Annotated in this window: 22 protein-coding genes and 1 riboswitch; of the genes, 6 read left to right on the top strand and 16 right to left on the bottom strand. The window is 28.6% G+C overall.

What is annotated here, in order from left to right; genetic code table 11:
• Nucleotides 1–142 precede the first annotated feature (142 nt).
• Genes GIL12_RS05075 through tenA form a run of 6 tightly spaced genes read right to left on the bottom strand, consistent with a single transcriptional unit; the run spans nucleotide 143 to nucleotide 4,804 of the window.
• Entirely contained in the window at nucleotides 143–622 is a 480-nt protein-coding gene (locus tag GIL12_RS05075) for a DUF2628 domain-containing protein (RefSeq protein ID WP_163469323.1), read from the bottom strand.
• A gap of 41 nt (nucleotides 623–663) precedes the next feature.
• Nucleotides 664–1,659, bottom strand: a complete 996-nt coding sequence (locus GIL12_RS05070; protein ID WP_163469321.1) for an ABC transporter substrate-binding protein — start codon at nucleotides 1,657–1,659, stop codon at nucleotides 664–666.
• Between the two features lie 37 nt (nucleotides 1,660–1,696).
• Nucleotides 1,697–2,692 (bottom strand): ABC transporter substrate-binding protein, encoded by a 996-nt coding sequence (locus tag GIL12_RS05065; protein WP_163469319.1) that lies wholly within the window; start codon nucleotides 2,690–2,692, stop codon nucleotides 1,697–1,699.
• Between the two features lie 2 nt (nucleotides 2,693–2,694).
• Nucleotides 2,695–3,435, bottom strand: coding sequence for an ABC transporter permease (locus GIL12_RS05060; protein WP_163469318.1), 741 nt, complete (start codon nucleotides 3,433–3,435; stop codon nucleotides 2,695–2,697).
• Complete coding sequence (locus GIL12_RS05055; protein WP_163469316.1) at nucleotides 3,432–4,136, bottom strand: ATP-binding cassette domain-containing protein; 705 nt, start codon at nucleotides 4,134–4,136, stop codon at nucleotides 3,432–3,434. Before GIL12_RS05055 ends, GIL12_RS05060 begins: the two co-directional genes overlap by 4 nt.
• A gap of 11 nt (nucleotides 4,137–4,147) precedes the next feature.
• Nucleotides 4,148–4,804 carry a thiaminase II gene (gene tenA, locus GIL12_RS05050; protein WP_163469314.1) on the bottom strand — a complete coding sequence of 219 codons (657 nt, stop codon included), beginning with the start codon at nucleotides 4,802–4,804 and terminating at the stop codon, nucleotides 4,148–4,150.
• A 64-nt stretch (nucleotides 4,805–4,868) separates the two neighbouring features.
• Nucleotides 4,869–4,956, bottom strand: a riboswitch (TPP riboswitch).
• A gap of 173 nt (nucleotides 4,957–5,129) precedes the next feature.
• Here tenA and GIL12_RS05045 point away from each other — a divergent pair.
• The 5 genes from GIL12_RS05045 (at nucleotide 5,130) to mnmA (ending at nucleotide 10,315) form a co-directional block, all read left to right on the top strand.
• Entirely contained in the window at nucleotides 5,130–6,359 is a 1,230-nt protein-coding gene (locus GIL12_RS05045) for an aminopeptidase (RefSeq protein WP_163469312.1), read from the top strand.
• Nucleotides 6,360–6,422: 63 nt separating this feature from the next.
• Nucleotides 6,423–8,240 carry a translation elongation factor 4 gene (lepA, locus tag GIL12_RS05040; protein WP_203522521.1) on the top strand — a complete coding sequence of 606 codons (1,818 nt, stop codon included), beginning with the start codon at nucleotides 6,423–6,425 and terminating at the stop codon, nucleotides 8,238–8,240.
• A gap of 22 nt (nucleotides 8,241–8,262) precedes the next feature.
• Nucleotides 8,263–8,610: a zinc ribbon domain-containing protein gene (locus GIL12_RS05035; RefSeq protein ID WP_163469309.1), complete on the top strand. Its 348-nt coding sequence runs from the start codon at nucleotides 8,263–8,265 to the stop codon at nucleotides 8,608–8,610.
• A gap of 27 nt (nucleotides 8,611–8,637) precedes the next feature.
• On the top strand, nucleotides 8,638–9,252 hold the full coding sequence (locus tag GIL12_RS05030; RefSeq protein WP_163469307.1) for a LysE family transporter: 615 nt from the start codon (nucleotides 8,638–8,640) through the stop codon (nucleotides 9,250–9,252).
• Nucleotides 9,253–9,262: 10 nt separating this feature from the next.
• A complete protein-coding gene (gene mnmA, locus GIL12_RS05025) occupies nucleotides 9,263–10,315 on the top strand; it encodes a tRNA 2-thiouridine(34) synthase MnmA (RefSeq protein WP_163469306.1) in 1,053 nt (350 codons plus the stop codon).
• A gap of 73 nt (nucleotides 10,316–10,388) precedes the next feature.
• Here mnmA and pepV read toward each other — a convergent pair whose 3' ends face one another.
• From pepV to GIL12_RS05010, 3 genes are all read right to left on the bottom strand, one after another.
• The gene (pepV, locus tag GIL12_RS05020; protein ID WP_163469305.1) at nucleotides 10,389–11,774 is read right to left on the bottom strand and encodes a dipeptidase PepV; all 1,386 of its coding nucleotides are present in this window, start codon (nucleotides 11,772–11,774) and stop codon (nucleotides 10,389–10,391) included.
• 14 nt (nucleotides 11,775–11,788) lie between these two features.
• Complete coding sequence (locus tag GIL12_RS05015) at nucleotides 11,789–13,333, bottom strand: AbgT family transporter (RefSeq protein ID WP_163469303.1); 1,545 nt, start codon at nucleotides 13,331–13,333, stop codon at nucleotides 11,789–11,791.
• Between the two features lie 266 nt (nucleotides 13,334–13,599).
• On the bottom strand, nucleotides 13,600–14,547 hold the full coding sequence (locus GIL12_RS05010; protein ID WP_163469301.1) for a nitronate monooxygenase: 948 nt from the start codon (nucleotides 14,545–14,547) through the stop codon (nucleotides 13,600–13,602).
• Between the two features lie 214 nt (nucleotides 14,548–14,761).
• Here GIL12_RS05010 and GIL12_RS05005 point away from each other — a divergent pair, with 214 nt between their 5' ends.
• Nucleotides 14,762–15,394 (top strand): hypothetical protein, encoded by a 633-nt coding sequence (locus GIL12_RS05005; protein ID WP_163469300.1) that lies wholly within the window; start codon nucleotides 14,762–14,764, stop codon nucleotides 15,392–15,394.
• A gap of 30 nt (nucleotides 15,395–15,424) precedes the next feature.
• On the opposite strand, the gene GIL12_RS05000 is transcribed toward GIL12_RS05005, so the two are convergent.
• The 7 genes from GIL12_RS05000 to GIL12_RS04970 form a co-directional block, all read right to left on the bottom strand.
• Nucleotides 15,425–16,315: a phosphatase PAP2 family protein gene (locus GIL12_RS05000; protein WP_163469298.1), complete on the bottom strand. Its 891-nt coding sequence runs from the start codon at nucleotides 16,313–16,315 to the stop codon at nucleotides 15,425–15,427.
• Nucleotides 16,290–16,859 (bottom strand): hypothetical protein, encoded by a 570-nt coding sequence (locus GIL12_RS04995; protein ID WP_163469296.1) that lies wholly within the window; start codon nucleotides 16,857–16,859, stop codon nucleotides 16,290–16,292. The genes GIL12_RS05000 and GIL12_RS04995 overlap by 26 nt, the downstream gene beginning before the upstream one ends.
• Before the next feature lie 68 nt (nucleotides 16,860–16,927).
• Nucleotides 16,928–17,794 carry a DMT family transporter gene (locus GIL12_RS04990; RefSeq protein WP_163469294.1) on the bottom strand — a complete coding sequence of 289 codons (867 nt, stop codon included), beginning with the start codon at nucleotides 17,792–17,794 and terminating at the stop codon, nucleotides 16,928–16,930.
• 17 nt (nucleotides 17,795–17,811) lie between these two features.
• Nucleotides 17,812–18,120, bottom strand: a complete 309-nt coding sequence (locus tag GIL12_RS04985; protein WP_163469292.1) for an AzlD domain-containing protein — start codon at nucleotides 18,118–18,120, stop codon at nucleotides 17,812–17,814.
• A complete protein-coding gene (locus tag GIL12_RS04980; protein ID WP_163469291.1) occupies nucleotides 18,113–18,817 on the bottom strand; it encodes an AzlC family ABC transporter permease in 705 nt (234 codons plus the stop codon). The genes GIL12_RS04985 and GIL12_RS04980 overlap by 8 nt, the downstream gene beginning before the upstream one ends.
• Before the next feature lie 123 nt (nucleotides 18,818–18,940).
• On the bottom strand, nucleotides 18,941–21,193 hold the full coding sequence (locus GIL12_RS04975; RefSeq protein WP_163469289.1) for a hydratase: 2,253 nt from the start codon (nucleotides 21,191–21,193) through the stop codon (nucleotides 18,941–18,943).
• Between the two features lie 38 nt (nucleotides 21,194–21,231).
• Entirely contained in the window at nucleotides 21,232–22,545 is a 1,314-nt protein-coding gene (locus GIL12_RS04970; RefSeq protein ID WP_163469287.1) for a CitMHS family transporter, read from the bottom strand.
• Between the last annotated feature and the right edge of the window lie 156 nt (nucleotides 22,546–22,701).

Below are 22,701 nucleotides of genomic sequence, written 5' to 3'. Positions count from 1 at the left end.
TTAAGAAATAGAATTTTAATTTATAGCAATTTAACAAAAATAAAAATTCCTTCAGCATAAAGCTGAAGGAACAAAAACATTATTTATTTTTTTATTTTTCTCCACCAACACCAGTTGACAAAGAACCTATAATTTATATATTTTATAAAACTGCTGCTAAAAATGTCATTAATCCTAAAATGCTAAAAATAGAAATAACAAATATTCCTATCATTATATTTCTAGCTATGATATTTACTCCACCTAGCTCTTTCATTGTTTCTAATTTTTTTATATAATTTCCATCAATATTTTCAACTTCCATTGATATCTTCTTATATCTTTTATAAACTAAATATGGTAAAAGTCCCCCACATAAAATCATAACAACTATTCCAGTTATTCCAAATAAACCTGCAATAATCATCTGAGCTACCCACAACAATATAGCTTCAATATAACATTTTCTATAAACTAAATATATATATCCAAAGAAAAATGAATACCATGACCAATTCCAAGCAAATTTTTCAACACCATTAATTTCATATTTATCAAAAGCATGCTTATACCAATCATATTTATCAGGTGTTCCCAAATAAGCTTCTAATACCTCTTCTTTTTTATATAATCTTTCTTCCAAAAATATCACTTTCCTTTTTTTATCAAATTAAATCAAATAACTTATATTTCTTTATATAAATTTATAAACATGTCATTTGCATTAATTTTTTTGTTAGTTATTTTTTTATCATATAGCCATTCTATATTTTCTTCCCACATTTCTTCCCTTTGGTCTAAAAAAGGAGCGTTGTCTTTTTCCATAATCGGAATCAAAGTTTCTAGACTTTGTTTTTCTATTCCTCTAGTTAATGGAAATTGGTCTGCCTCTTGATTTGCTAAAAGTATATCTAGAGCTTCTTTTGGATTATTTTTAACATCTCTAAATCCTTTTTCACAAGCTCTTAAAAATCCTATATATAATTTTCTATTTTCTTTAACTTTTTTAGAATTTGCAACTATTAATAGTTCATTATAATAAGGTACACCAAAATCTGTTGGGTAGAAATAATTTACATCTACACCTTTTTCCTTCATAACTGGAACTTCATGATTTACAAAGCACCCTAAAGTAGCATCAACTCTTTTAGTTATCATAGAAGATAATAAATCAAAGCCAACATCTAAAACTTTAACTTTGGAAATATCTCCTCCGTCCTCTGCCACCATTGTTTTTAATATATCCTCTGTTAGAGGTCCATCAGAATATCCAATTGTTTTCCCTTCTAAATCTCTTGGTCTAGTTATTCCAGTTTCCTTTGGAGCCACTACTACATTTAAAGGTCCTTGAGTTAATGCTCCAATTGCAACTATTGGAATATCTTCTTGAGTTTTTGCCATTATCATTTGTTGAGGATAAAATAATCCAAAATCAGCTTTTCCAGCTGCTGGTAATGCTATTGGATCTGACACATTAGCAGGATATTTTATATCTAATTTAATTCCTTCATCTTCAAAATAACCCTTTTCCATTGCAACGTAAAACAAACTATGAATAGCATTTGGATACCAATCCAAAACTATGGAAACATTTGTCAATTCTTTTTCCTTAACTTTTTTGCTCCCACACCCAACAATAAATATTAACATACACAATACTAATAATTTAATTTTTTTCACTTGCCCTCTCCCCTTTTTCTATTTTATTATCTTTTTCTTAATTAATCAAGCTTTTATATAAATTTTCAAGTTTTTCTTTTCTTTTTATAAACCCTTTCTCATATAACCAATCAACATTTTTTTGAAAAACTTCCTTGTCTATTGATAAAAATGGTCCAAATTTTTCCATAATTTCAATATATTTTTTCGTTGCAATTCTTTCTACATTTTCATTTAAAGGAAATTGATCTGCTGCTTGGTTAGACAAAAGAATTTGAACAGCCTCCTCTGGATTGCCCTTTGCATATTCAAAACCTTTTCTTGTTGCCTTTAAAAATTTACTATAAATATCTCCTCTTTTTTCTATTAACTCATTATTTGCAATTATTAATGTTTCTGGGTATTCAGGAACTCCAAAATCCCTTGGGAAAAAATAATTAACTTTATAGCCTTTTTCTTCTAGAAGAGGAACCTCATGGGTTACAAGTCCTCCAAATATAGCGTCAACTTTTTTAGTCATTAGAGATGTTAATAATTCAAAACCTACATCTATTAATTTTACTTTTTTAGGATCTCCACCATCTGCTGTCATCATTGTAAATATCATTTTTTCTGATAAAGGTCCACCTGAATATCCAATTGTTTTTCCTTCTAAATCCTTTGGACGAGTTATATTACTTTCCTTTAAAGACATTACCGTATTAACTGATCCCTGTAAAGTAGTAGCTATAGCCTTAACTGGTATATTATCATTTACAATTGATATAATTGTATTATGAATATAATAATAACCTAAATCAGCCTTTTTTGCAGCTACTAAAGCTAAAGGATCTGAAACACCTGAAGGAAGATGAATATTTAATTTTATTCCCTCTTCCTTATAGTATCCCTTTTTTAAAGCTACGTATATTGGAACACTTGAAGATGTTGGATACCAATCTAAAACTAAATCTATAGTTTCTAAGTTATCAATCCCTTTATTTTCACTGGATTTATTTCCACAACCTGAAAAAATGACAATTAATAAAATAATTAATAAATGCTTAAATTTCATAATTAATTTCCCCTCCACTTTAAAAATTTCTTTTCCAAATAAGAAATTAAATTAACAAAGGATACAGCTATAATTGAAATTAAAACTATTGGTGCAAAAACCCCTGCTCCATCTAGTTGTGTCATCATTCTTTTACTGAAATATCCAAGTCCTGCTGTTGCTCCTAACCATTCTCCAATTGCTGCTCCTATTAAAACTAAAGGAATTGCCATTTTTAGAGATGAGAAAAAATATGGTATAGTTGATGGAACTTTTAATTTCCAAAATATATCCCATTCCCTTGCATGCATACTTTTGAAAAGTTCTATATAATCTTTTTTTGTTGATTTCAACCCATCATGTAAATTAATTGTAACTGGAAAAAAAGCAATTAATACAGCTACCAATACTTTACTCCAAATACTATATCCAAACCAAAGAATAAATATAGGTGCTATTGCAGGTGTTGGTATAGTTTGAGTTGTAACTATTATTGGATATATAGCCTCTTCAACCTTTTTACTCCTATCCATGATTACTGCTAAAAATATCCCCAAAGCAAAGGATAAAATAATTGATACTCCAGCTATTTTTAAAGTTGCAAACATATGATATTTAAATAAAGGAACTCTTAATTCCCACATTCTTTTTAAAACAGCAGTTGGCCAAGGTAAAACAAATTTTAAATTTAAATATCTTGCAAATACCTCCCAGGCTATAAAAAATATACTTGAAGAGTAAAATGCTAATGAAGGTTTTCTCATTCCTCTTCCCCTCCTATATTTGACAATATTTTTTTCTTAGTTTCTATTATAAATTTTTCATCTTTTACCTTTGGTAATTTATATTCTATAAATGAATCAAGAGGTCTATTTTGACAAACTAGTATTCTATCTGATAAATATAGAGCTTCATTTATATCGTGGGTTATAAAAATAACACTTTTGTTAAATTCACTTAAAGTTTCTAACAACCATTTTTGTAACTTTCCTTTAGTTATTGCATCTAGAGCAGAAAAAGGTTCATCTAATAACAATATATCTGCTTCAGTTAAAAGGGTTCTTATAAATGATACCCTTTGCCTCATTCCTCCAGAAAGATCTTGAGGTAACTTGTTTTCATATTCCTTTAAATGAAGTTTTTCCAAATAAAATTTTCCTTTTTTTCTCCCTTCACTTATAGATGTTTTGTTTAATTCTATAGGTAAAAGTATGTTATCAATTACTGTTCTCCATGGTAAAAGTAAATCTTTTTGTGGCATATATGCAGTTTTTAAACTTTTTATCTTCCCACTTGTTTCTTTTTCTATTCCCCCTATAATTTTTATTATAGTTGACTTTCCACAACCACTGCTTCCTATAATTGATAAGAATTCATTTTTACTTAATGAAAATGATATTTTTTTTATAAGCTCTTCCTCTTCTTCATATGAAAAGGAAACTTCATCTAATTCTAAAACCTTCATTATAATCTCCTCTAATCTTCTATTTTATAAGCCATATCCCAAAATAAATATTCAAATCTACTTGTATTTATAAATATTTCAATTAATTTTTCTTTTCTTTTTATTCCTATTCCTTCTCCGTACTTATTAACTAATTCAAGAAGCCAAAGAGTTAAATTATGATACTCATCTGAAATATATGACTCTATCCATTCTTTGTAAAAATTATCCTGCAAACCATATTTTTCATAAAGATGTCTTCCTATACATTCATAACTCCAAAGACATGCTAAAACAGAAACTGCTATTTCTATTATTCCACCAGAATAAGAAACTGCTAGCATATAGTGAGTGTAAGATAAATTTGCCAATGCTGGTTTTGAATTTTCAATTTCTTCCTTTGTTATTCCTAATTTTTCCATATATTTTCTATGAGTTGACATTTCAGTATGAAGAGTCCCCTCTGCTAAACTAGAAAATTTAGCCATAGTTTCCTCATCATCACTTTTTATAGCTCCAAGTGAAAATACCTTTGCATAATCTAATAAGTACAAATAATCTTGTATCATATAATATTTAAATTTTTCCTTATCTAATTTTCCACTTCCAAGTTCATCCACAAATGGATGCTCGTAATAACTTGCCCATATTTTCTCAACATGTGAATATAATTCCTCTGTAAATAACATATTTCCCCCTAAAATAAAAAAATCATTTTCTTAATTTACTTAAATAGTCAGTAAAAGAAAATGATATAAAGCTTAACCACTTCCCTTCGCTAGTATTATCTAGAACAGGTAATTAAGGGTAATTCTCAGCTCTCGCTCCCCTAGTAGTATTACATAACAAATAAACTATAACACACTTTTCTAATCTTATCAAGATTAACAAGATAAATTGTACTATTACAGTATCACCTGGTTAATTAATTTTGTTTAAGAACTTGTGTTATTTTAAAGTTTTTTATGATAAAATTACTATAGATTTATAATTTACTTTTTGGAGGTAATTAATTTGAATAAAGAATTTTTAGAAAACTATGTTGAACTTGCTTTAAAAATTGGAATTAATTTACAAAAAAATCAATGTTTAGTAATTATGTCCCCTGTGGAAACAGCTGATTTCACTAGAAAATTAGTTGAAAAAGCTTATGAAATTGGAGCTAGTGAAGTTATTGTACATTGGTCAGATGATTTTTGTAAGAAAATGGATTTTATTTATAAGGATAAACTGTTATTTGAAAATATTCCTGATTGGCAACTTGAATCTCTTATGTCCTATGCAAATAAAGGAGCTGCTTTTTTAAGTATTGCTGCAAATGATCCTGAACTTTTAAAGGGAATTGATTCTGAAAAAATTGCTATTTCTCAAAAAACTAGAAACATTAAATTTAAGCCATACTATGATAAAGTTATGGGAAATGAAATACAATGGAATATTTTATCTGTTCCAACTAAATCTTGGGCTAAAAAAATATTTGAAAACTGTAGTGAAGAAAAGGCAGTTCAAAAATTATGGGATGCTATTATTTATTCTGTAAAGGCTGATACTCCTGATCCTATAGAAACTTGGAAAAAACATTTGGATACTTTAAAAGAAAAAATGGATTATTTAAATAATAAACAATTTGAAAAACTTATTATCACAAATTCTTTAGGAACTAATTTAACTGTACAAATGCCTAAAAATCATATTTGGGCTTCTGGTAAGGATGTTACAAAAAACAATATTGAATTTGTGGCCAATATTCCAACTGAAGAAGTTTTTTCTCTTCCTCATAAATACGGAGTAAATGGTATTGTTTATGCTTCAAAACCATTAAATTATGGAGGAACTTTAATTGAAGACTTTTCCATTACGTTTAAAGATGGAAAAATTATAGATTTTAAAGCAGCTCACGGGAAAGAAGCTTTAGAAAGTCTTATTAATACAGATGAAGGTTCTAAATATCTAGGAGAAATTGCACTTGTGCCTTTTGATTCTCCTATTTCAAATTCAAATATTCTATTTTATAATACCTTATTTGACGAAAATGCATCTTGTCATTTGGCAATTGGACAAGCTTATCCTAGTTGTATACAAGATGGGGATAAAATGGATTCTGAAACAATGGAAAAAAATGGTGTTAATGATTCTTTAACACATGTTGATTTCATGTTTGGAACAGATGATTTAAATATTTTGGGAATAGCTAAAAATATGAAAAAAGAAAATATATTTATTAAGGGCAATTGGGCCTTTTAATTAAGTATTTATTGCTTTTTTCGCTATTTTCTTCTATAATAATATATACTATATTATTTATTTTTGGAGGTTCAAGTGTTACAAAAATTTAAAAGAAACTTTTCGATAATCGCTCACATAGATCATGGAAAATCTACTATAGCTGATAGACTTATGGAATTAACCCACACAGTTAGTGGGAGAGATATGAAATCCCAGCTTTTAGATTCTATGGAACTAGAAAGAGAAAAAGGAATTACAATAAAAGCACAAGCAGTTACATTACTATATACAGCTAAAGATGGAAATCAATATGAATTAAACCTTATAGACACACCTGGTCATGTTGACTTTATTTATGAAGTATCTAGATCTTTATCTGCATGTGAAGGAGCACTTCTTGTTGTTGATGCTGCTCAAGGTGTAGAAGCTCAAACCTTAGCAAATGTATATTTAGCTTTGGAAAATGATCTTGAAATCATACCTGTTATTAACAAAATAGACTTACCTGCAGCAGATCCAGAAAAAGTTAAAAATGAAATTGAAGACATTATTGGTCTTCCTGCTGACAACGCCATTTTAGCATCTGCTAAAATAAATCTTGGAATACCTGAACTTTTAGAAGCTATAGTTGAGAGAATTCCAGCTCCTAGTTATGATGAGGAAGCTCCTTTAAGAGCCCTTATCTTTGATTCTAAATTTGACGACTACAGGGGAGTTATAACCTATGTAAAAGTTGAAGATGGAACAATTAAAAAGGGAGATAAAGTTAAAATTTGGTCCACAAAAAAAGAAGTTGAAATCCTTGAATGTGGAATATTCTCCCCTGTAATGAAATCAACTGGAGAATTATCAAGTGGTTCAGTTGGATATATTATAACTGGATTAAAAACTATTAAAGATTCTAGAGTTGGAGATACTGTTACCCATTCTAAGAGGCCATGTGAAGAACCTCTTCAAGGATTTAGACCTGCTCAATCAATGGTTTTCGCTGGAGTATATCCATTATCAACTGATGATTACGGAGATTTAAGAGATTCATTGGAAAAATTGCAATTAAATGATGCCTCTTTAAATTTTGTTCCTGAAACATCCCTTGCCTTAGGTTTTGGATTTAGATGTGGATTCCTAGGACTTTTACATATGGAAATCATAGTTGAAAGACTTAGAAGAGAATATAATATTGACTTAATATCAACTTCACCATCAGTTGAGTATAGAATAACTAAAGAAGGAAAACCAACTTATATAATTGATAATCCTTGTGAATTCCCAGAAGCAGGACAAGGGAAATTCATAGTAGAAGAACCATTTATTAAAGGTAATATAATTGTACCAAAAGATTATGTTGGGCCAGTTATGGAACTTTGTCAAGAAAAACGTGGAGTTTATATTGGAATGAGCTTTATAGATGAAACAAGGGCTATGATTACCTATGAATTACCCCTTGCTGAAATTGTTTTGGATTTCTATGATAAATTAAAATCTAAAACTAAAGGTTATGCTTCCTTTGAATATGAATTAATTGAATACAGAGTTGGAGAACTTGTGAAAGTTGATATTCTAGTTTCTGGAGAAGTTGTAGACGCCTTTTCATTTATAGCACATAAAGATAACGCTGTTTTAAAAGGTAGAGCAATTTGTGATAAATTAAAAGACGTTATTCCTAGACAACAATTTGAAATTCCAATTCAAGCTGCTTTTGGTGCTAAAATTATAGCTAGGGAAACTATTAAAGCTTATAGAAAAAATGTAATTGCTAAATGTTATGGAGGAGATATTTCTAGAAAGAAAAAACTACTTTCAAAACAGAAAGCAGGTAAAAAAAGAATGAAACAAATAGGAAATGTGGAAATACCTCAAGAAGCATTTGTTTCTGTATTAAAATTAAATACTGATTAGTTAAAACTACTTGGAGGGGCTTATGTTTTTCCTTATGGGATTTGGAAACAAAGAAAATATAATTGAAAATGTTAAATTTAAATGTGTTAATTGTACTAATGAAAATGCTAAATTAATCGAGAGAGCTAATTATTTTTCTTTATTTTTTATACCGTTATTTAAATTTTCAAAAAAATATTTTATTGTTTGTAGTCGATGTAATAGTATTTACAAACTCAAAAATGAATCAATTAAAAATATTTTAAAAACTAAAAATGTTTATTATGATGATGTTGAAGGAATAATTAACAATGGCTCTATTTGTTATAACTGTGGAGCTAAGGTTGATCCTAAAGATACATATTGTCATAATTGTGGGAAAAAATTATAACTTTATAAATTTTAAGGATGTGGAATAGTGAACATTACTTTTTTTAAGGGTGTTATAACTGGAATAATTCTATCTCTTCCCTTTGGTCCTGTTGGTTTTTATTGTATGGAAAAAACCTTAATAGGAGGAAAAAAAGAAGGATATACTACTGCCATAGGAATGGTAACTTCTGATGTTATATATGGATTGCTTGCTTTTTTCTTTATAAATCAGGCTGAAGTCTTCATTTTGAGATATGAAATTATCTTTAAAGGGCTAGTTGGAATTTGTCTTGTTGCCTTGGGAATTAAAAAATTGAATACTGATGTTGTTATTAAAAAACCAGATAATTATGATTGTAACTATGGTTACATTCAAAATTTTTTTTACGGGTTATTACTTTCTCTTTTAAATGTTGCAGGTATTGTAACTATTGTTTTCATCTATACTCTTTTAAGTGTAGTTGGAGATTCTGATAATTATTTTTTACTTGCTCTTGGTATTGGAATCAGTGGTTCTGTCTCTTGGTTTTTAACTGTACAAATAATAATTTATTTTAAAAGGTTTATTAATGATGAATTACTTGTTAAATTGTCTAAAATTTCTAGTTTTATTATTCTAACTTTTGGAATAGTATCTCTAGGATATATTTTATTTAAATAGAAGGTAGGTTATGAATATATTAGAAAACTTAAATAAAAATACTACTATTGCTGTGGCAATGAGTGGAGGAGTTGACAGTTCTGTAACTGCATATCTCCTAAAAGAAAAAGGTTTTAACATTTTTGGAGTTACTATGAAAACTACTGAAAATGATGTTGATGAAGATGCTAGAAAAGTTTGTGATGATTTGGGAATTAAGCATTACATATTAGATATTAGTGAAGAATTTTCTGACAAGGTAATTAATTACTTTGTTAATGAATATAATAATGGAAGAACTCCTAACCCTTGTATGGTTTGTAATAAATATATAAAAATGGGTGCATTAATTGATTTTTGCTTAGAAAAAGGTGCTGACTTTATGGCAACTGGACATTATAGTAATATTAATGATGGAACTCTTAAAATTGGTGATGACTTAAGCAAGGATCAAGCTTATTTTCTTTCACAAGTTTCAAAGGAAAAATTAAAATATATTATTTTTCCACTTGGTGGAATAAATAAAGATGAAGTTAGAAAAATAGGAAAAGATTTGGGAGTAAGAGTTTATTCTAAAAAAGATTCCCAAGAAATTTGTTTTGTTGAAGATGGAAAATTAAAGGAATTTTTAATAGAAAGAACTAAGGGAAAAATAATAAAACCTGGAAATTTTGTTGATACAAATGGGAAAGTTTTAGGAAAACATAGAGGACTTGCTTTTTATACAATAGGTCAAAGAAAAGGTCTTGGAATATCTGCTGAATCTCCTTATTATGTTTTAAGATTCAACGGAGCACAAAATGAAGTTGTACTTGGAAGCAATGAAGAATTATTTAAATCATCGCTTATTGCAGATGATATAAATCTTTTGAAAATCCCTTCTTTAAAAGATTTAAATGGAATTAAGTGTATGGCTAAAACTAGATCTAGAGATAAATTTCATCCATGTGAAATAGAAGTTTTAAATGAAAATGAAATAAAAGTTTTATTTACTGAGGACCAAGTTAGAGCAGTAACACCTGGTCAAGGTGTTGTTTTATATGATGACTCATATGAAGTTCTTGCAAGTGGATTTATAAAATAATAGTTTCTTAATATTAAAATAAAAAAGAGCAGATTTTATGTCTGCTCTTTTTTATTTATAATATAATTTATATTTAACTATTTGCTAGTCTATAAATTGCTTCAATATAAATTTTTAATAAAATATCTATAGTTGATAAATCTATACATTCATTTTTTTGATGCATAGTATCTTTAGTCCCCTTTAATAAAGCTCCAAAAGCAACGCAATTCTTAACTGCCTTGGCATAAGTTCCTCCCCCTGTGGAACGAGGCTCTCCATTAGAATCTCCTGTTATTTCTTGATATATATCTGTTAACGTCTTAACTAAAAAACTATCTTTTTTCACATAAAGAGGTTCTTTCTCTTTTAATACAACAAATTCCATATTATACTTTCTTAATAAATCCAATACTTTTTCTTTTAATTTTTTATGATCAAGGGTAACAGGATATCTAATATCAACAGATACTTGAATATATCCATCCTTTACAAAGGCTTTACCATAATTCATTGTAATTTCCCCTGAAGGTTCATCCTCATAAAAAAGTCCTGCTGATTTTCCATTATACTCCATCTTTACATTTTCAGAAAAATATTGTCCCATTTCCTTTAAACCTAAAATTTCAACCTCTAATAAATTAACAAAATTCATTAGAGCAGACAATGAATTATAACCTGATTCAGGATGAGCAGCATGAGCTGATTTACCGTAAGAAACTATTACTAATTTGTTATCTATAATTTCACTTTTAATTTTATATTCTTTGTCTATATTATATATTTCTAGTTTTTCTTCTACTTTTTCCTTGTATTCCATTGGTAAAGTTAATATTGATTTCTCTGGAACAGCATTATAAACTTCTCCCCCTTGTAATGTTATTCCTTGAGAATTTGTTCTTATTTTAATAATCCCTCTCATTATACCTTTTTCTGCAAAGGTCACAGGAAAAGTACTATCAGGAGTAAAGGACATAACTGGCTGTGGCATCTTCAATTTTTCAAAATAATGCTTCATACATCCCCAGTTTGTTTCTTCATTTGCACCAACTATTATCTTGACTTTTCTCTTCATTGGTACTCCTAAATCTTTTAAAGCTTTAAGTGCATAAAGAACAATCATTAAGGGTCCTTTGTCATCTAGAGTTCCTCTTCCATACATTTTATTATCCACAATCTTAGCTGAATAAGGAGGATAATCCCAACCATTTCCCTCAGGAACAACATCCACATGTCCTAATATTCCAATTGTTTCTTCCCCTTGTCCAAATTCAATATGTCCAACATAATTATCAAAGTTCTCTGTTTCAAATCCTAACTTTTCTGCAACATTTAAAAAATGATTCAACGCCTTTGCAGGTCCTTCTCCAAAGGGCATCCCTGGTTGTGCTTTCTCTTCAACACTTTTTATTTTAATTGATTCCTGTAAAGATTTTATTAACTCCTCTTTATACTTTAAAACTTCATTTTGAATATCCATTTATTACACTCTCCTTATAATGCCATTTGCATAGTTGTTGCTACTCCAGGTCCAATAGGTAATCCTGCAAAGTACCAAACCATTAATAATAATAACCAAGCAAATAAGAAACATAAAGAATAAGGTAACATTGTAGAAATTAAAGTTCCTATTCCACTATCTTCATCATATTTTTGAGCATAAGCAACTATGAAGGCAAAATATGACATAAGAGGAGAAATTATATTAGTTGATGAATCTCCTATTCTATACATTGCTTGGGTAAATTCTGGTGTAAAACCTAGTTTCATAAACATTGGAATAAATACAGGTGCCATAATAGCCCATTTAGCTGAGGCAGATCCCATAAATAAATTTAAAAATGCTGATACTACTACAAAACCTACAATTAATGGGAATCCTGTAAAACCTATAGCTTCTAGAGCATCTGCTCCTCTAACTGCAAGTATTGTTCCTAAATTTGTATAAGAAAAATATTTTATAAATTGAGCAGCAGCAAATACCAATGCCATATATCCACCCATTCCACCTAATGCATTTCCTATTAATTTAACAAGATCCTTATCTGTTTTTATTGTTCCTACAGTTTTACCATAAAAATATCCAGGTATCATGAAGAAAAACATAATTCCAGGTAACAACCCATTTCTCATAAAATTAGTAATACTTCCATTTTCTCTAAATATTGCATTTTCTGGAACAGTAACTGCTAAAACTATTATTAAATATATAACTAGAGATATTCCAGCTCTCTTTAATCCCTTCTTTTCCAATCCTCCAATTTCCCCTAATTCTTCCTTGTGTGATCCTTTATATTTTCCTAATCTTGGTTCAACAATTTTTTCTGTAATATAGGTACCTAAAAAAGTAATTAGAAAAGTTGAAGCTACCATAAAATACCAGTTTGCTGTTGGTAAAACTACATAATCTGGAATGAAAATTCTAGCTGCTTCTGTTGATATTCCTCCTAGCAATGGATCAAGAGTTCCTATTAATAAGTTAGCTGAAAATCCTCCTGAAACACCTGCAAATGCTGCTGCTATACCTGCTAATGGATGTCTTCCAACTGACATAAATATTACAGCTCCTAGAGGAACCAATACAACGTATCCTGCATCTGAAGCTATGTTTGACATAATCCCTGCAAAAACTAATACAGCTGTTAGTAATTTAGGAGAAGTTGATAACACTAGTTTTCTCAAACATGCATGAATAAGTCCACTTCCATCTGCTACTCCTACCCCTATAATTGCAACTAATACTGTTCCCAAAGGAGCAAAGCTTGTGAAATTCGTTGTCATACTATTAAATGCATATCTTATACCTTCTGGGCTAAGTAAAGATTTTGCTTTTAAATGAATCTCACCTATTTCAAAAGTTTTTCTGTTTATTCCAGTATAGTCCACTGAAACTCCTAACTTGGAACAAATAGCTGATACCGCAATAACAATTAACGATAACATTACAAAAATTGTCATTGGATGAGGCAATTTATTACCTACCACTTCAACTCCATCAAGAAATTTGTCGAATATTCCCTTTTTTTGTTTCATTTTCAATCCTCCTAGTTATTTTTTGTTCGCATAGTGTGATTATATATCATAAATCCATTTTTTTCAACTAAATTTAATTAAAGTACTATTTTAAAAAATAAATTTCAACAATGTATACTTGAGAATACTTTTTAAATACACATTTAAACTATTAAATAATAATATATAACATTATATTTTAAACATTATAATTTCAACAATAAAAAAAAGAAATAATATAAAATTATTTCTTTTAAATGTTTTTTATCTATTTTATTTTCTTTAAAAATTAACTAAGCTAAATAATCTATTAATCTTTGTTTTTCAATTTCCAAATCATTTATTAAACTTAAAATTATTTCTAAAGCTGTTTCTTTTTTTCTTACCATAGAAGCAACTTGACCAGCCATTACACTTCCCTCTTTAACATCTCCATCCACTGCTGCAAGTTTTAATTTCCCAACACCAAATTTTTCTATTTCTTCAACAGAAGCTCCTGCTTTTTCCAAATTCATCATTTCCTTAGCTAGTTTATTCTTAATTACTCTAACTGGATGACCTGTGAAAGTTCCTGTTGAAACTGTTGATCTATCCTTTGCTTTTATAATTGCTTCCTTGTAATTATCATGCACATTACATTCCTCTGCAACTAAAAATTTAGTTCCAACTTGTATTCCTTCTGCTCCAAGTGCATATGCAGCTAAGAATTGTTTTCCTCCACCTATTCCACCTGCTAATATAACTGGAATTTCAACTGCTTCTACCACTTGTGGAGTAAGAGCCATTGTAGTTATTTCACCAATATGACCTCCTCCTTCAAGACCTTCAGCTATTACAGCGTCTGCCCCTATTCTTTCCATTCTTTTTGCAAGAGCAACAGATGCAACTACAGGTACTACTTTTATATTTGCCCCTTTTAATTTTTTCATATGTACCCCTGGATTTCCAGCTCCAGTTGTTACTACTCTAACACCTTCTTCAATACATATGTCTATTTGTTGTTCTACATTTCCCATCATTAGCATTAAATTTACACCAAATGGCTTATCTCCTGCAATTTCCTTTGCTATTTTTATTTCTCTTCTTAAATTATCTAAAGGCATCCCACCACCAGCAATAATTCCAAGACCTCCTGCTTTTGATACTCCACCTGCTAAACTTCCATCAGCTATCCAGGCCATGGCTCCTTGAATTATAGGATACTCTATTCCTAATATTTCACACACTCTATTATTTTTCATTCTTTATATTTCCCCCTTAAATCTTTTATTTCATAACAAAAATATAATATTGTTATTTCTAAAACTACTATGGCACATAATCTTCTCTCATTATACCATAACTTTTTAATACTTTCTAATCTTTTCTCCTCCAAGTATTGAATATTTCTATTTGACTGTTTTTAGATTATATTTTATAATCAAGGGAAGTATATTATAAGGAGGGACATAATCAATGCTAAAAATATTTAATGTAAAAGTTTATGGTTTGAACGAAAGCGCAAAGGCCAGTGGTTATCCTATGATTAGTGGAGATATTCCATGTTACGATGATATTGATGAACTATCTGAAAAAGAAATAAAAAGAATAAAGAATTTAGGTAATGCTATCCCAGGGAGTGGTCATGATTGTTTTTTAAAAGGAATAACTGTACAATTTGATATTACTTATCCTAACTATTGGAGTCCACAATTTCAAAGATATCATTTTGCTGATATTGTAAGCTCAACTTCTAAAATGCATAGAATTACAAAAATGGATTTACATAAAACTTGTAATAAATATGTTGACGATATTGTTATTGAAAATCTTCAAAAATGGGTAGATATTTACAATTCTTTTTCTGAAGAAGAAACTGAAATAACTGTTAATGATAAAAAATATACTAAATACGAAGTTTTTATGAAAATTATTTCAAATGCTCCCCTTGGTTTAGAACAAACTATGAGAGTTACAACTAATTATCTTCAATTAAAAAGCATCTATAATCAAAGAAGACATCATAAATTAAAAGAAGATTGGGGTTCTTTTTGTGATTGGTGTTTAACTTTACCAATGTTCAAAGACCTTTGCATTAAAAATAAATAAACAAAAAACAGAGAATTAATCTCTGTTTTTTTATTTCAATATTTTTTTGAAAATCATAGGCCAAATATAAACAATCCAAAGCATTAAAATAAAATATTCCACTCCATAAACTATTAAAGATTTAAAGCCTAATAAATTACTTAACAATTTAAAAAATTCATTTAATAATAATAATCCTAACAATCCGAAAATTATTTTAACTAACTGTTCCCATATTCTTATAGTTTTAACTCTAAACTTAACAAAATTACCTTCTAGATAATTTCCTAAAATAAATCCAAAACTACTTCCTATAATCTTAAAACAATCAACTAAATATTCAACATCTATAACATTTCTTATATATAAAAGAAAAGAATATATTAGCAATATACTTCCTAAAATAAAAGTAATTATCATTAATTCTATTCTCTGATATCTATTATAGGCCTTTGTATATTTTATAACTACAAATGCAATTATAAAAGTTATTAAAAATCCTACAATTACATCTTTAGGAGTGTGAACTCCCAAATATAATCTAGAAAAACAGACTAACATAGGTATCAAAATAAAAAATATTTTTAAAATTCTACTTCTAAAATAAAAGGCTAAACCACCAAAAATTGAAGTTGAGCTTTGAGAGTGACCACTTGGAAAGGAATATCCAGTGGCATTTTTTAAAGCTAAACTAACAGCTTTAAAATTAGGATCAATTATCCAAGGTCTTTCTATTCTACATCCTATTTTTAACCCTTGTACCACAAGGGAAGATATAAAAAATATATAGCCTAAAATCTTTCCTAACTTTTTATTAAGACACCAATAAATAATACATATGACTACTATTACAGTTGTTCCTTCTCCTAATTTAGTAATTAAATTCCAAATTTCATTCCAAAAAGGAGTTCTGTAATTACGTAAAAGATTTAAAAAACTCATAATTATTATCTCCATTAATATAATTTTTTACAATTATAAATATATTAATTGTAAAAATACTAATAACTGCTATCCCTAACATTACAAACTCAGCTGGACTATTATTTTCCAAAATTCTTTGAGCTGCAAAACTACTTAAAACAAAAGAACTAGAAATTATTGACAGAACATGAATGTTTTTCTTAGAAGGAACCTTACTTCCAAGTGCTATCATAGCTCCTATAATAAACACATACATAACTTTTGATATTAACATCTCAATAATAGGTTTGTTCTTTACTAAAACTATACATAACCCTAAAGTTGACAAAAATAAAGTGATTCCTGCCAAAATATAAAATATTAAATTTTTAGCAGTCATCTTTAATTTTATTAACATTATTACATACCCCATAAAACCAAGAAAAGATATTCCAGCTCCTACAGAATAAATTAAAGTTTCCATTTTAGAATCTTTAACAAAAAACATCCCTCCAACTGAAACAATAATTACTAAACATAAAACAAAAAAACTAAAAAAATTTCCCTTTGACTTAAAAATCATTAATTTTCCTCCAAGCAATTTTATATATAATTTTACCATAAAAATCATTAAAAATAAAGGACTAAGTACTATTTATCCTTTATTTCGCTTGCAAAGGTTGAACCTAGTATTAATATTCCACCAATAATTTGAAATAATCCTAAATTTTCTTTCAAAAATAAAGTTGAAATTATTACTGCAAATATAGGATCTATATAGCTTAACATTGCTAAAGTTTGACCTTTTAAATTTTTTATTGCAGAAAAATATACTGTATAAGCTAGACCTGTATGAAATATTCCTAAAAATAACAAGCTATATAAAGATATCCCATGTAATGAGCTCAAATGAAATCCTGTTGTCATTAAAATATAAGGAATTAAAACAATGGCAGCTACAAATAATTGAACTACTGTTCTATCACCTGGGGAAATATCAACAATAAATTTATTTGATATAATAACACTTGCATAAAAAACTGCTGCTAGTATTCCACAAAATATACCCAGCATATGGTTATACTCTATTATGTTCCCTCCTGAAGATTTATTTGTTCCTACTATTAATAACATCCCAATTACAGCAAAACATATACAAATAATTTTCTTTAAACTTATTTTTTCTTTAAGTAATATTGGGGAAGCTATCATTACAAAAATAGGAGCAAAATAATAAGAAATTGTAGCTATTGAAATAGTTGTATATTTATAAGCCTCAAATAGAAATATCCAGTTTATTCCAATTGCAGTTCCTGAAAAAACTAATATTTTTAAATTTCTTCTTATTGAATTTATTGATATTTTTTTCTTCAATATACAGCTTGTTAGTATTATAAAAATACCCCCTATAACCCCTCTTGAAAAAGCTATTTCACTTGAAGGTAAGTCTATATTTTTAATAAAAATACCAATAGTTGAAAAAGTCAACATAGCTCCTATTACTTTTAATTTATCCATTTATCCTCCTTTAATTATTATAATCCTAAACTTAATAATAACATACAAATTCCAATTGACCCTAACACAGGAATTACTATACTATTTCTTATGAAAGAAAGCATAAAAGCTATAATTATACCCACCACAGCAACTATTTTATGCCCTGGGATAGCATCTATAAATCCTGGAATTATAAGTGCTCCTAAAGCTGTATAGGGTATATATCTTAAAAATTCTTCTAATTTTCTAGGTAATTTTTTTCCTGAAACTAGAAAAAAAGGCAACAATCTAGGTAAATAAGTTACTATAAACATCCCTAAAATTAAAACGTATATCTTACTCATTAGAACCCTCCTTTTTCAAAGGAATAATAACTCCTAAAAAAGAAACAAATAATATAGTTATTACTATACTCCATCCTTGAGGAATATGAGCTAATTTTGTTAAAAAACTATTTATCAAGCCTGATGAAACAACTAAAATTAAAACTTTTTTTGATTTTTTTAATTCAGGTACTAAAATAGCTACAAACAAAGAATATAAAGCTATTCCCATACTAACCTGTACTATTATTGGTAAAATTCCTCCTAAAACATAACCTAAAAAAGTTCCTATCACAAAGGAAGAATAAGCCATTCCTTCTAGAGTTAACATATAACTATTTGTTAACTCCTTATCCTTTAAAGATGCCACTGAAAAGGTCTCATCAGTTAATCCAAAAGCTATGAAAGGAATATCCCTTCTCATTTGAGAACTAAGTTTCGGTGAAATAGATGCAGAAAATAATACATGCCTCATATTTACAAGCAAAGTTGTCAGTATAATTTCTCCCATACTAGCCCCTGCAATTAAGAGATTTACAGCTATAAACTGACTAGCCCCTGCAAAAACAAATAATGAAAAACTAACACTTGCCATTAAGTTTAAATTTGCTGATTTACATAAAATTCCAAAGGCCATTGCAATTGGTATAAATCCTATAACTATTGGACTTCCATCTACAATAGCATCATGAAAATCACATTTTTCCAAAAATTTCATATTACCCCCTATCTATTGTTCACTGTGATAGTTACTATACCACAATACTCTTAATTTTCCAACAAAAAAACAAGGTACCTAGGTACCTTGTTAAATTAATTTAAATTTTTAATAATTTTTCAATTAAAGAACTATATTTTTTCTATTATAATTTATTAAACATCCTGATTGAATTATTTTTCTTTCATCTGAAGTTAAATAAGTTATATATAATTCAATTTCCTTAATTTCTTTACCTATCACATAGGCTTTTATATGATCTAATTCTCCATTTAATATATTTTTTATATTAGGAACATAGATATAATCATCAACTTGGAAATTAGCTTCTTCTTTCATTTGAAAAGGAATCATTCCCCAGTTAATCAAATTTGAACGATAACGCTTTGTTGCGTATTCTCTTGAAATATTTGCAAGTCCACCTAAAACTTTTTGACAAGAAGCTGCTTGTTCCCTTGCTGAACCATCACCTGGTTTTATTGCATATATCATACTTCCAATTTGTATATTTTCAAATGTTATATTTTTATTAGAATCTATTTCATTAATTTTTTTCAAAACTTTTTCTAATTCTTCATCAATATCTTTTTTTAATCTTTTATTTTCAAGATCTCTTACTTTTTTAGATCTAGCTACATATTCTGGAACTCTTCTTGACAAAGTAAATTCAGCAAGTCCTAATGGATTTGAACGATAAGATGATGTTTCTCCTGATGGAATAAGTTCATCTGTTGTTGTTACTTCATCTAATATTTTTGCACATACTTTTAATAAAATATTCTCAGATAATTCTTCCATTTTTGGCCATTCTTTAATATTTGGTCCAAATTTTAGTTCTAATTTTGCATCCCCTTTTTTATATCCATTATATACTCTATTTTCGTAAGATATTTCATCAAATACATATTCTGGAATTTCCATTCCTTTATACATTTCCTCTGCTGATGTTAATATTCCTCCATTTGCCGCTGTTGCTGCAATTGAACGAGCATCCATTAATGCAACTGCAGATATTTGTCCATTTCCAGGTTTAGATCCTTCTCTATTTGGAAAATTTCTTGTTGTATGTCTAATACTAAGCCCATTATTTACAGGAGTATCCCCAGCCCCAAAGCACGGACCGCAAAATGCTGAACGAACTATTACACCTGAATTTGTTAAATCAGTTATTATTCCTTGCTTCAATAATTCTGTTAGTACTGGTTGAGAAGAAGGATAAACTGACAAACTAAACTCTCCATTTCCGCAACTTTTTCCCTTAAGAATTTTTCCAGCTTCTTCTAAATTTGTATATCCTCCACCTGAACATCCTGCAATAATACCTTGTTGAACATGTAATTTACCATCTATTATTTTGTCTTTAAAAGTTAAATTTCTATTTCCTGTTAACTGTTCAGCTTCGTCTTCAACTGTTTTCAAAATCTTTTCAAGATTTTTATTAAGTTCATCTATTTCATAAACATTACTTGGATGGAAAGGTAAAGCTATCATTGGTTTTATTGTGCTTAGATCAACATATACGCAGCCATCATAATATGCCATTTCTTTAGGATTTAATTTCTTATAATCATCTTCTCTTCCATGTTTTTTTAGAAATTCTCTTGTTTTTTCATCTGTTTTCCATATAGATGATAAACAAGCAGTTTCTGTTGTCATTACATCTATTCCATTTCTAAAATCTGTTGTCATTGTTTCTACCCCTGGCCCAACAAATTCAACTATCTTATTTTTAACATATTCCTTTTTAAAAACTTCTCCAATTATTGCAAGGGATATATCTTGAGGTCCTATCCATGGCTTAGGTTTTCCATCTAAATAAATTGCTATTACCTCTGGATATTCAACATCATAAGTTTTTTCAAGAAGTTGTTTTACTAATTCTCCTCCACCTTCTCCTATTGCTAAAGTTCCTAGAGCTCCATATCTAGTGTGGGAATCTGAACCTAGTATCATTTTACCACAACCTGCAAATTTTTCTCTCATATATTGATGAATTACTGCAATATGAGGAGGTACATAGATCCCTCCATATTTTTTAGCCGCAGAAAGACCGAACATATGATCATCTTCATTTATTGTTCCTCCAACAGCACATAAAGAATTGTGACAATTTGTCAAAACATAAGGAAGAGGAAACTTTTTCATTCCTGATGCCTTTGCTGTTTGAATTATTCCTACATATGTAATATCGTGTGAAGCCATTGCATCAAATTTAATTTTTAAATTATCCATATTATCAGCTATATTATGTTTTTCTAATATTGAATAGGCAATTGTTCCCTTTTTTCCCTCTTCTTTATTATATTCAACATCTTTTTCCTTTAAGATTTCATTTCCATTTTTTAAAAAAATTCCATCTTCGTATAATTTTATCATTTTGTTTCCTCCTAAAAAATTCCAAGTTATATCTTAATTTATAATTTTACCATTCCAATCAAAATTGCAAAGATTAACATTATTGCTCCTACAATCCATAAAGGAACAATACTATATTTAATATGTTCTTTTAAATCCAAATTTGTTAGTCCTATTCCTAAATAAGTTGCAGGAACTAAAGGACTTACTAATAAAGATAAATTTTTCCCTATTATCATTGCTACTCCCATTGTTAAAGGTGTTATATTGTAATTTTCTCCAACTTTTATACATAATGGTAATAATCCATAGAAATATGAATCTGTACCTAATAATGTTCCTAAAGGTAACGCAATAAATCCCATTAATATATGTAACTTTTGAGCTATAATAGGAGGTATTATAGATAATAAAGGTACTGTCATTGCTTCAAGCATTCCACTTTTACCTAATATTCCAACTAATACACCTGCAGCTAACATTACTGCTGCAACATCTAAAGCTGCTGGAGCATGAGCTTTTATTCTAGCTTTTTGATCCTTTACATCAGGATAATTAACAAATAATGCCACACTGCATCCAAACATAAATACAAAGTATGTTGGGAAAATATCCATTAATAAAATTACCAAAACAGCTCCTGTTAAAATAAAATTAAAAGCTATTAATTTTGGTCTTTTTAATTTTTCAATTTCATCTTTTGTTTCCTTCTCTTCTTCATCCATTGAAACATGTTCAGAAGATATTTGTCCTGCTCCATGATATTTAATTTCTCTAAGCATCATTACTACTGCCAATGATATTGTAGCTATAATTCCTAATATTTGTATAGGTATTAATATGTGCCACAATTCATTTGGATCCATGCCAAGAACTGCTGCTTCCCTTGCTACTGGTCCTCCCCATGGTAATAAATTCATTACACCCATTCCACAACCTATTATAAGTAATAATAAATGCGGTCTAATGTTTAGCTTTTTATATAAAGGCAATAAAGCTGGAACTGTTACTAGTACAGTTGTTACTGTTGCACCATCTAAATGAGAAAATATAGCTACTATTGCTGTTACTATAGCTATAACAATTAAGTTTTTTCCTGCCTTTTTCACTAATTTACTTACTAAATAATCAAACATTCCTGCATCTGATAATATTCCAAAAAAAGTAACTGAAAATATAAATAAAATTGACATTTTACTAACTTTCCCTACCCCTTTTTCAATAAATCCAACTACTTCAGGAATGGAAAACCCTGCTACAAAAGCAGCTACTACTGGAACTATAATAAATAAAACCAATGGTATTGTTTTGCTTTTGAAAAGCATTATCATTATTATAGCTAACATTAAAAATCCAACAATTGCTAAATACATATAAACCTCCCATAATTATTTTAATAATTGTATACAATTATCTTGTTATCATAAGATACTACTCTTTTTTATTTTTGTCAAGTGTTTTTTTTGCTTGTTTATGTAGTTATCTAAGTTTTTCGTTTAATTTCAGTGCACATTACATAATAAAAGGCT

It is taken from the genome of Fusobacterium sp. IOR10 (assembly GCF_010367435.1).
GTDB lineage: Bacteria > Fusobacteriota > Fusobacteriia > Fusobacteriales > Fusobacteriaceae > Fusobacterium_B.
This window is presented reverse-complemented; position numbering and strand designations above follow the sequence as displayed.

Coding starts and splice junctions, on each gene's coding strand:
- GIL12_RS05065 (WP_163469319.1), bottom strand. CDS start 2,692: ATGAAATTTAAGCATTTATTAATTATTTTATTAATTGTCATTTTTTCA.
- GIL12_RS05060 (WP_163469318.1), bottom strand. CDS start 3,435: ATGAGAAAACCTTCATTAGCATTTTACTCTTCAAGTATATTTTTTATA.
- GIL12_RS05055 (WP_163469316.1), bottom strand. CDS start 4,136: ATGAAGGTTTTAGAATTAGATGAAGTTTCCTTTTCATATGAAGAAGAG.
- tenA (WP_163469314.1), bottom strand. CDS start 4,804: ATGTTATTTACAGAGGAATTATATTCACATGTTGAGAAAATATGGGCA.
- GIL12_RS05035 (WP_163469309.1), top strand. CDS start 8,263: ATGTTTTTCCTTATGGGATTTGGAAACAAAGAAAATATAATTGAAAAT.
- mnmA (WP_163469306.1), top strand. CDS start 9,263: ATGAATATATTAGAAAACTTAAATAAAAATACTACTATTGCTGTGGCA.
- pepV (WP_163469305.1), bottom strand. CDS start 11,774: ATGGATATTCAAAATGAAGTTTTAAAGTATAAAGAGGAGTTAATAAAA.
- GIL12_RS05010 (WP_163469301.1), bottom strand. CDS start 14,547: ATGAAAAATAATAGAGTGTGTGAAATATTAGGAATAGAGTATCCTATA.
- GIL12_RS05005 (WP_163469300.1), top strand. CDS start 14,762: ATGCTAAAAATATTTAATGTAAAAGTTTATGGTTTGAACGAAAGCGCA.
- GIL12_RS05000 (WP_163469298.1), bottom strand. CDS start 16,315: ATGAGTTTTTTAAATCTTTTACGTAATTACAGAACTCCTTTTTGGAAT.
- GIL12_RS04995 (WP_163469296.1), bottom strand. CDS start 16,859: ATGATTTTTAAGTCAAAGGGAAATTTTTTTAGTTTTTTTGTTTTATGT.
- GIL12_RS04990 (WP_163469294.1), bottom strand. CDS start 17,794: ATGGATAAATTAAAAGTAATAGGAGCTATGTTGACTTTTTCAACTATT.
- GIL12_RS04985 (WP_163469292.1), bottom strand. CDS start 18,120: ATGAGTAAGATATACGTTTTAATTTTAGGGATGTTTATAGTAACTTAT.
- GIL12_RS04980 (WP_163469291.1), bottom strand. CDS start 18,817: ATGAAATTTTTGGAAAAATGTGATTTTCATGATGCTATTGTAGATGGA.
- GIL12_RS04975 (WP_163469289.1), bottom strand. CDS start 21,193: ATGATAAAATTATACGAAGATGGAATTTTTTTAAAAAATGGAAATGAA.
- GIL12_RS04970 (WP_163469287.1), bottom strand. CDS start 22,545: ATGTATTTAGCAATTGTTGGATTTTTAATGTTAGCTATAATAATGATA.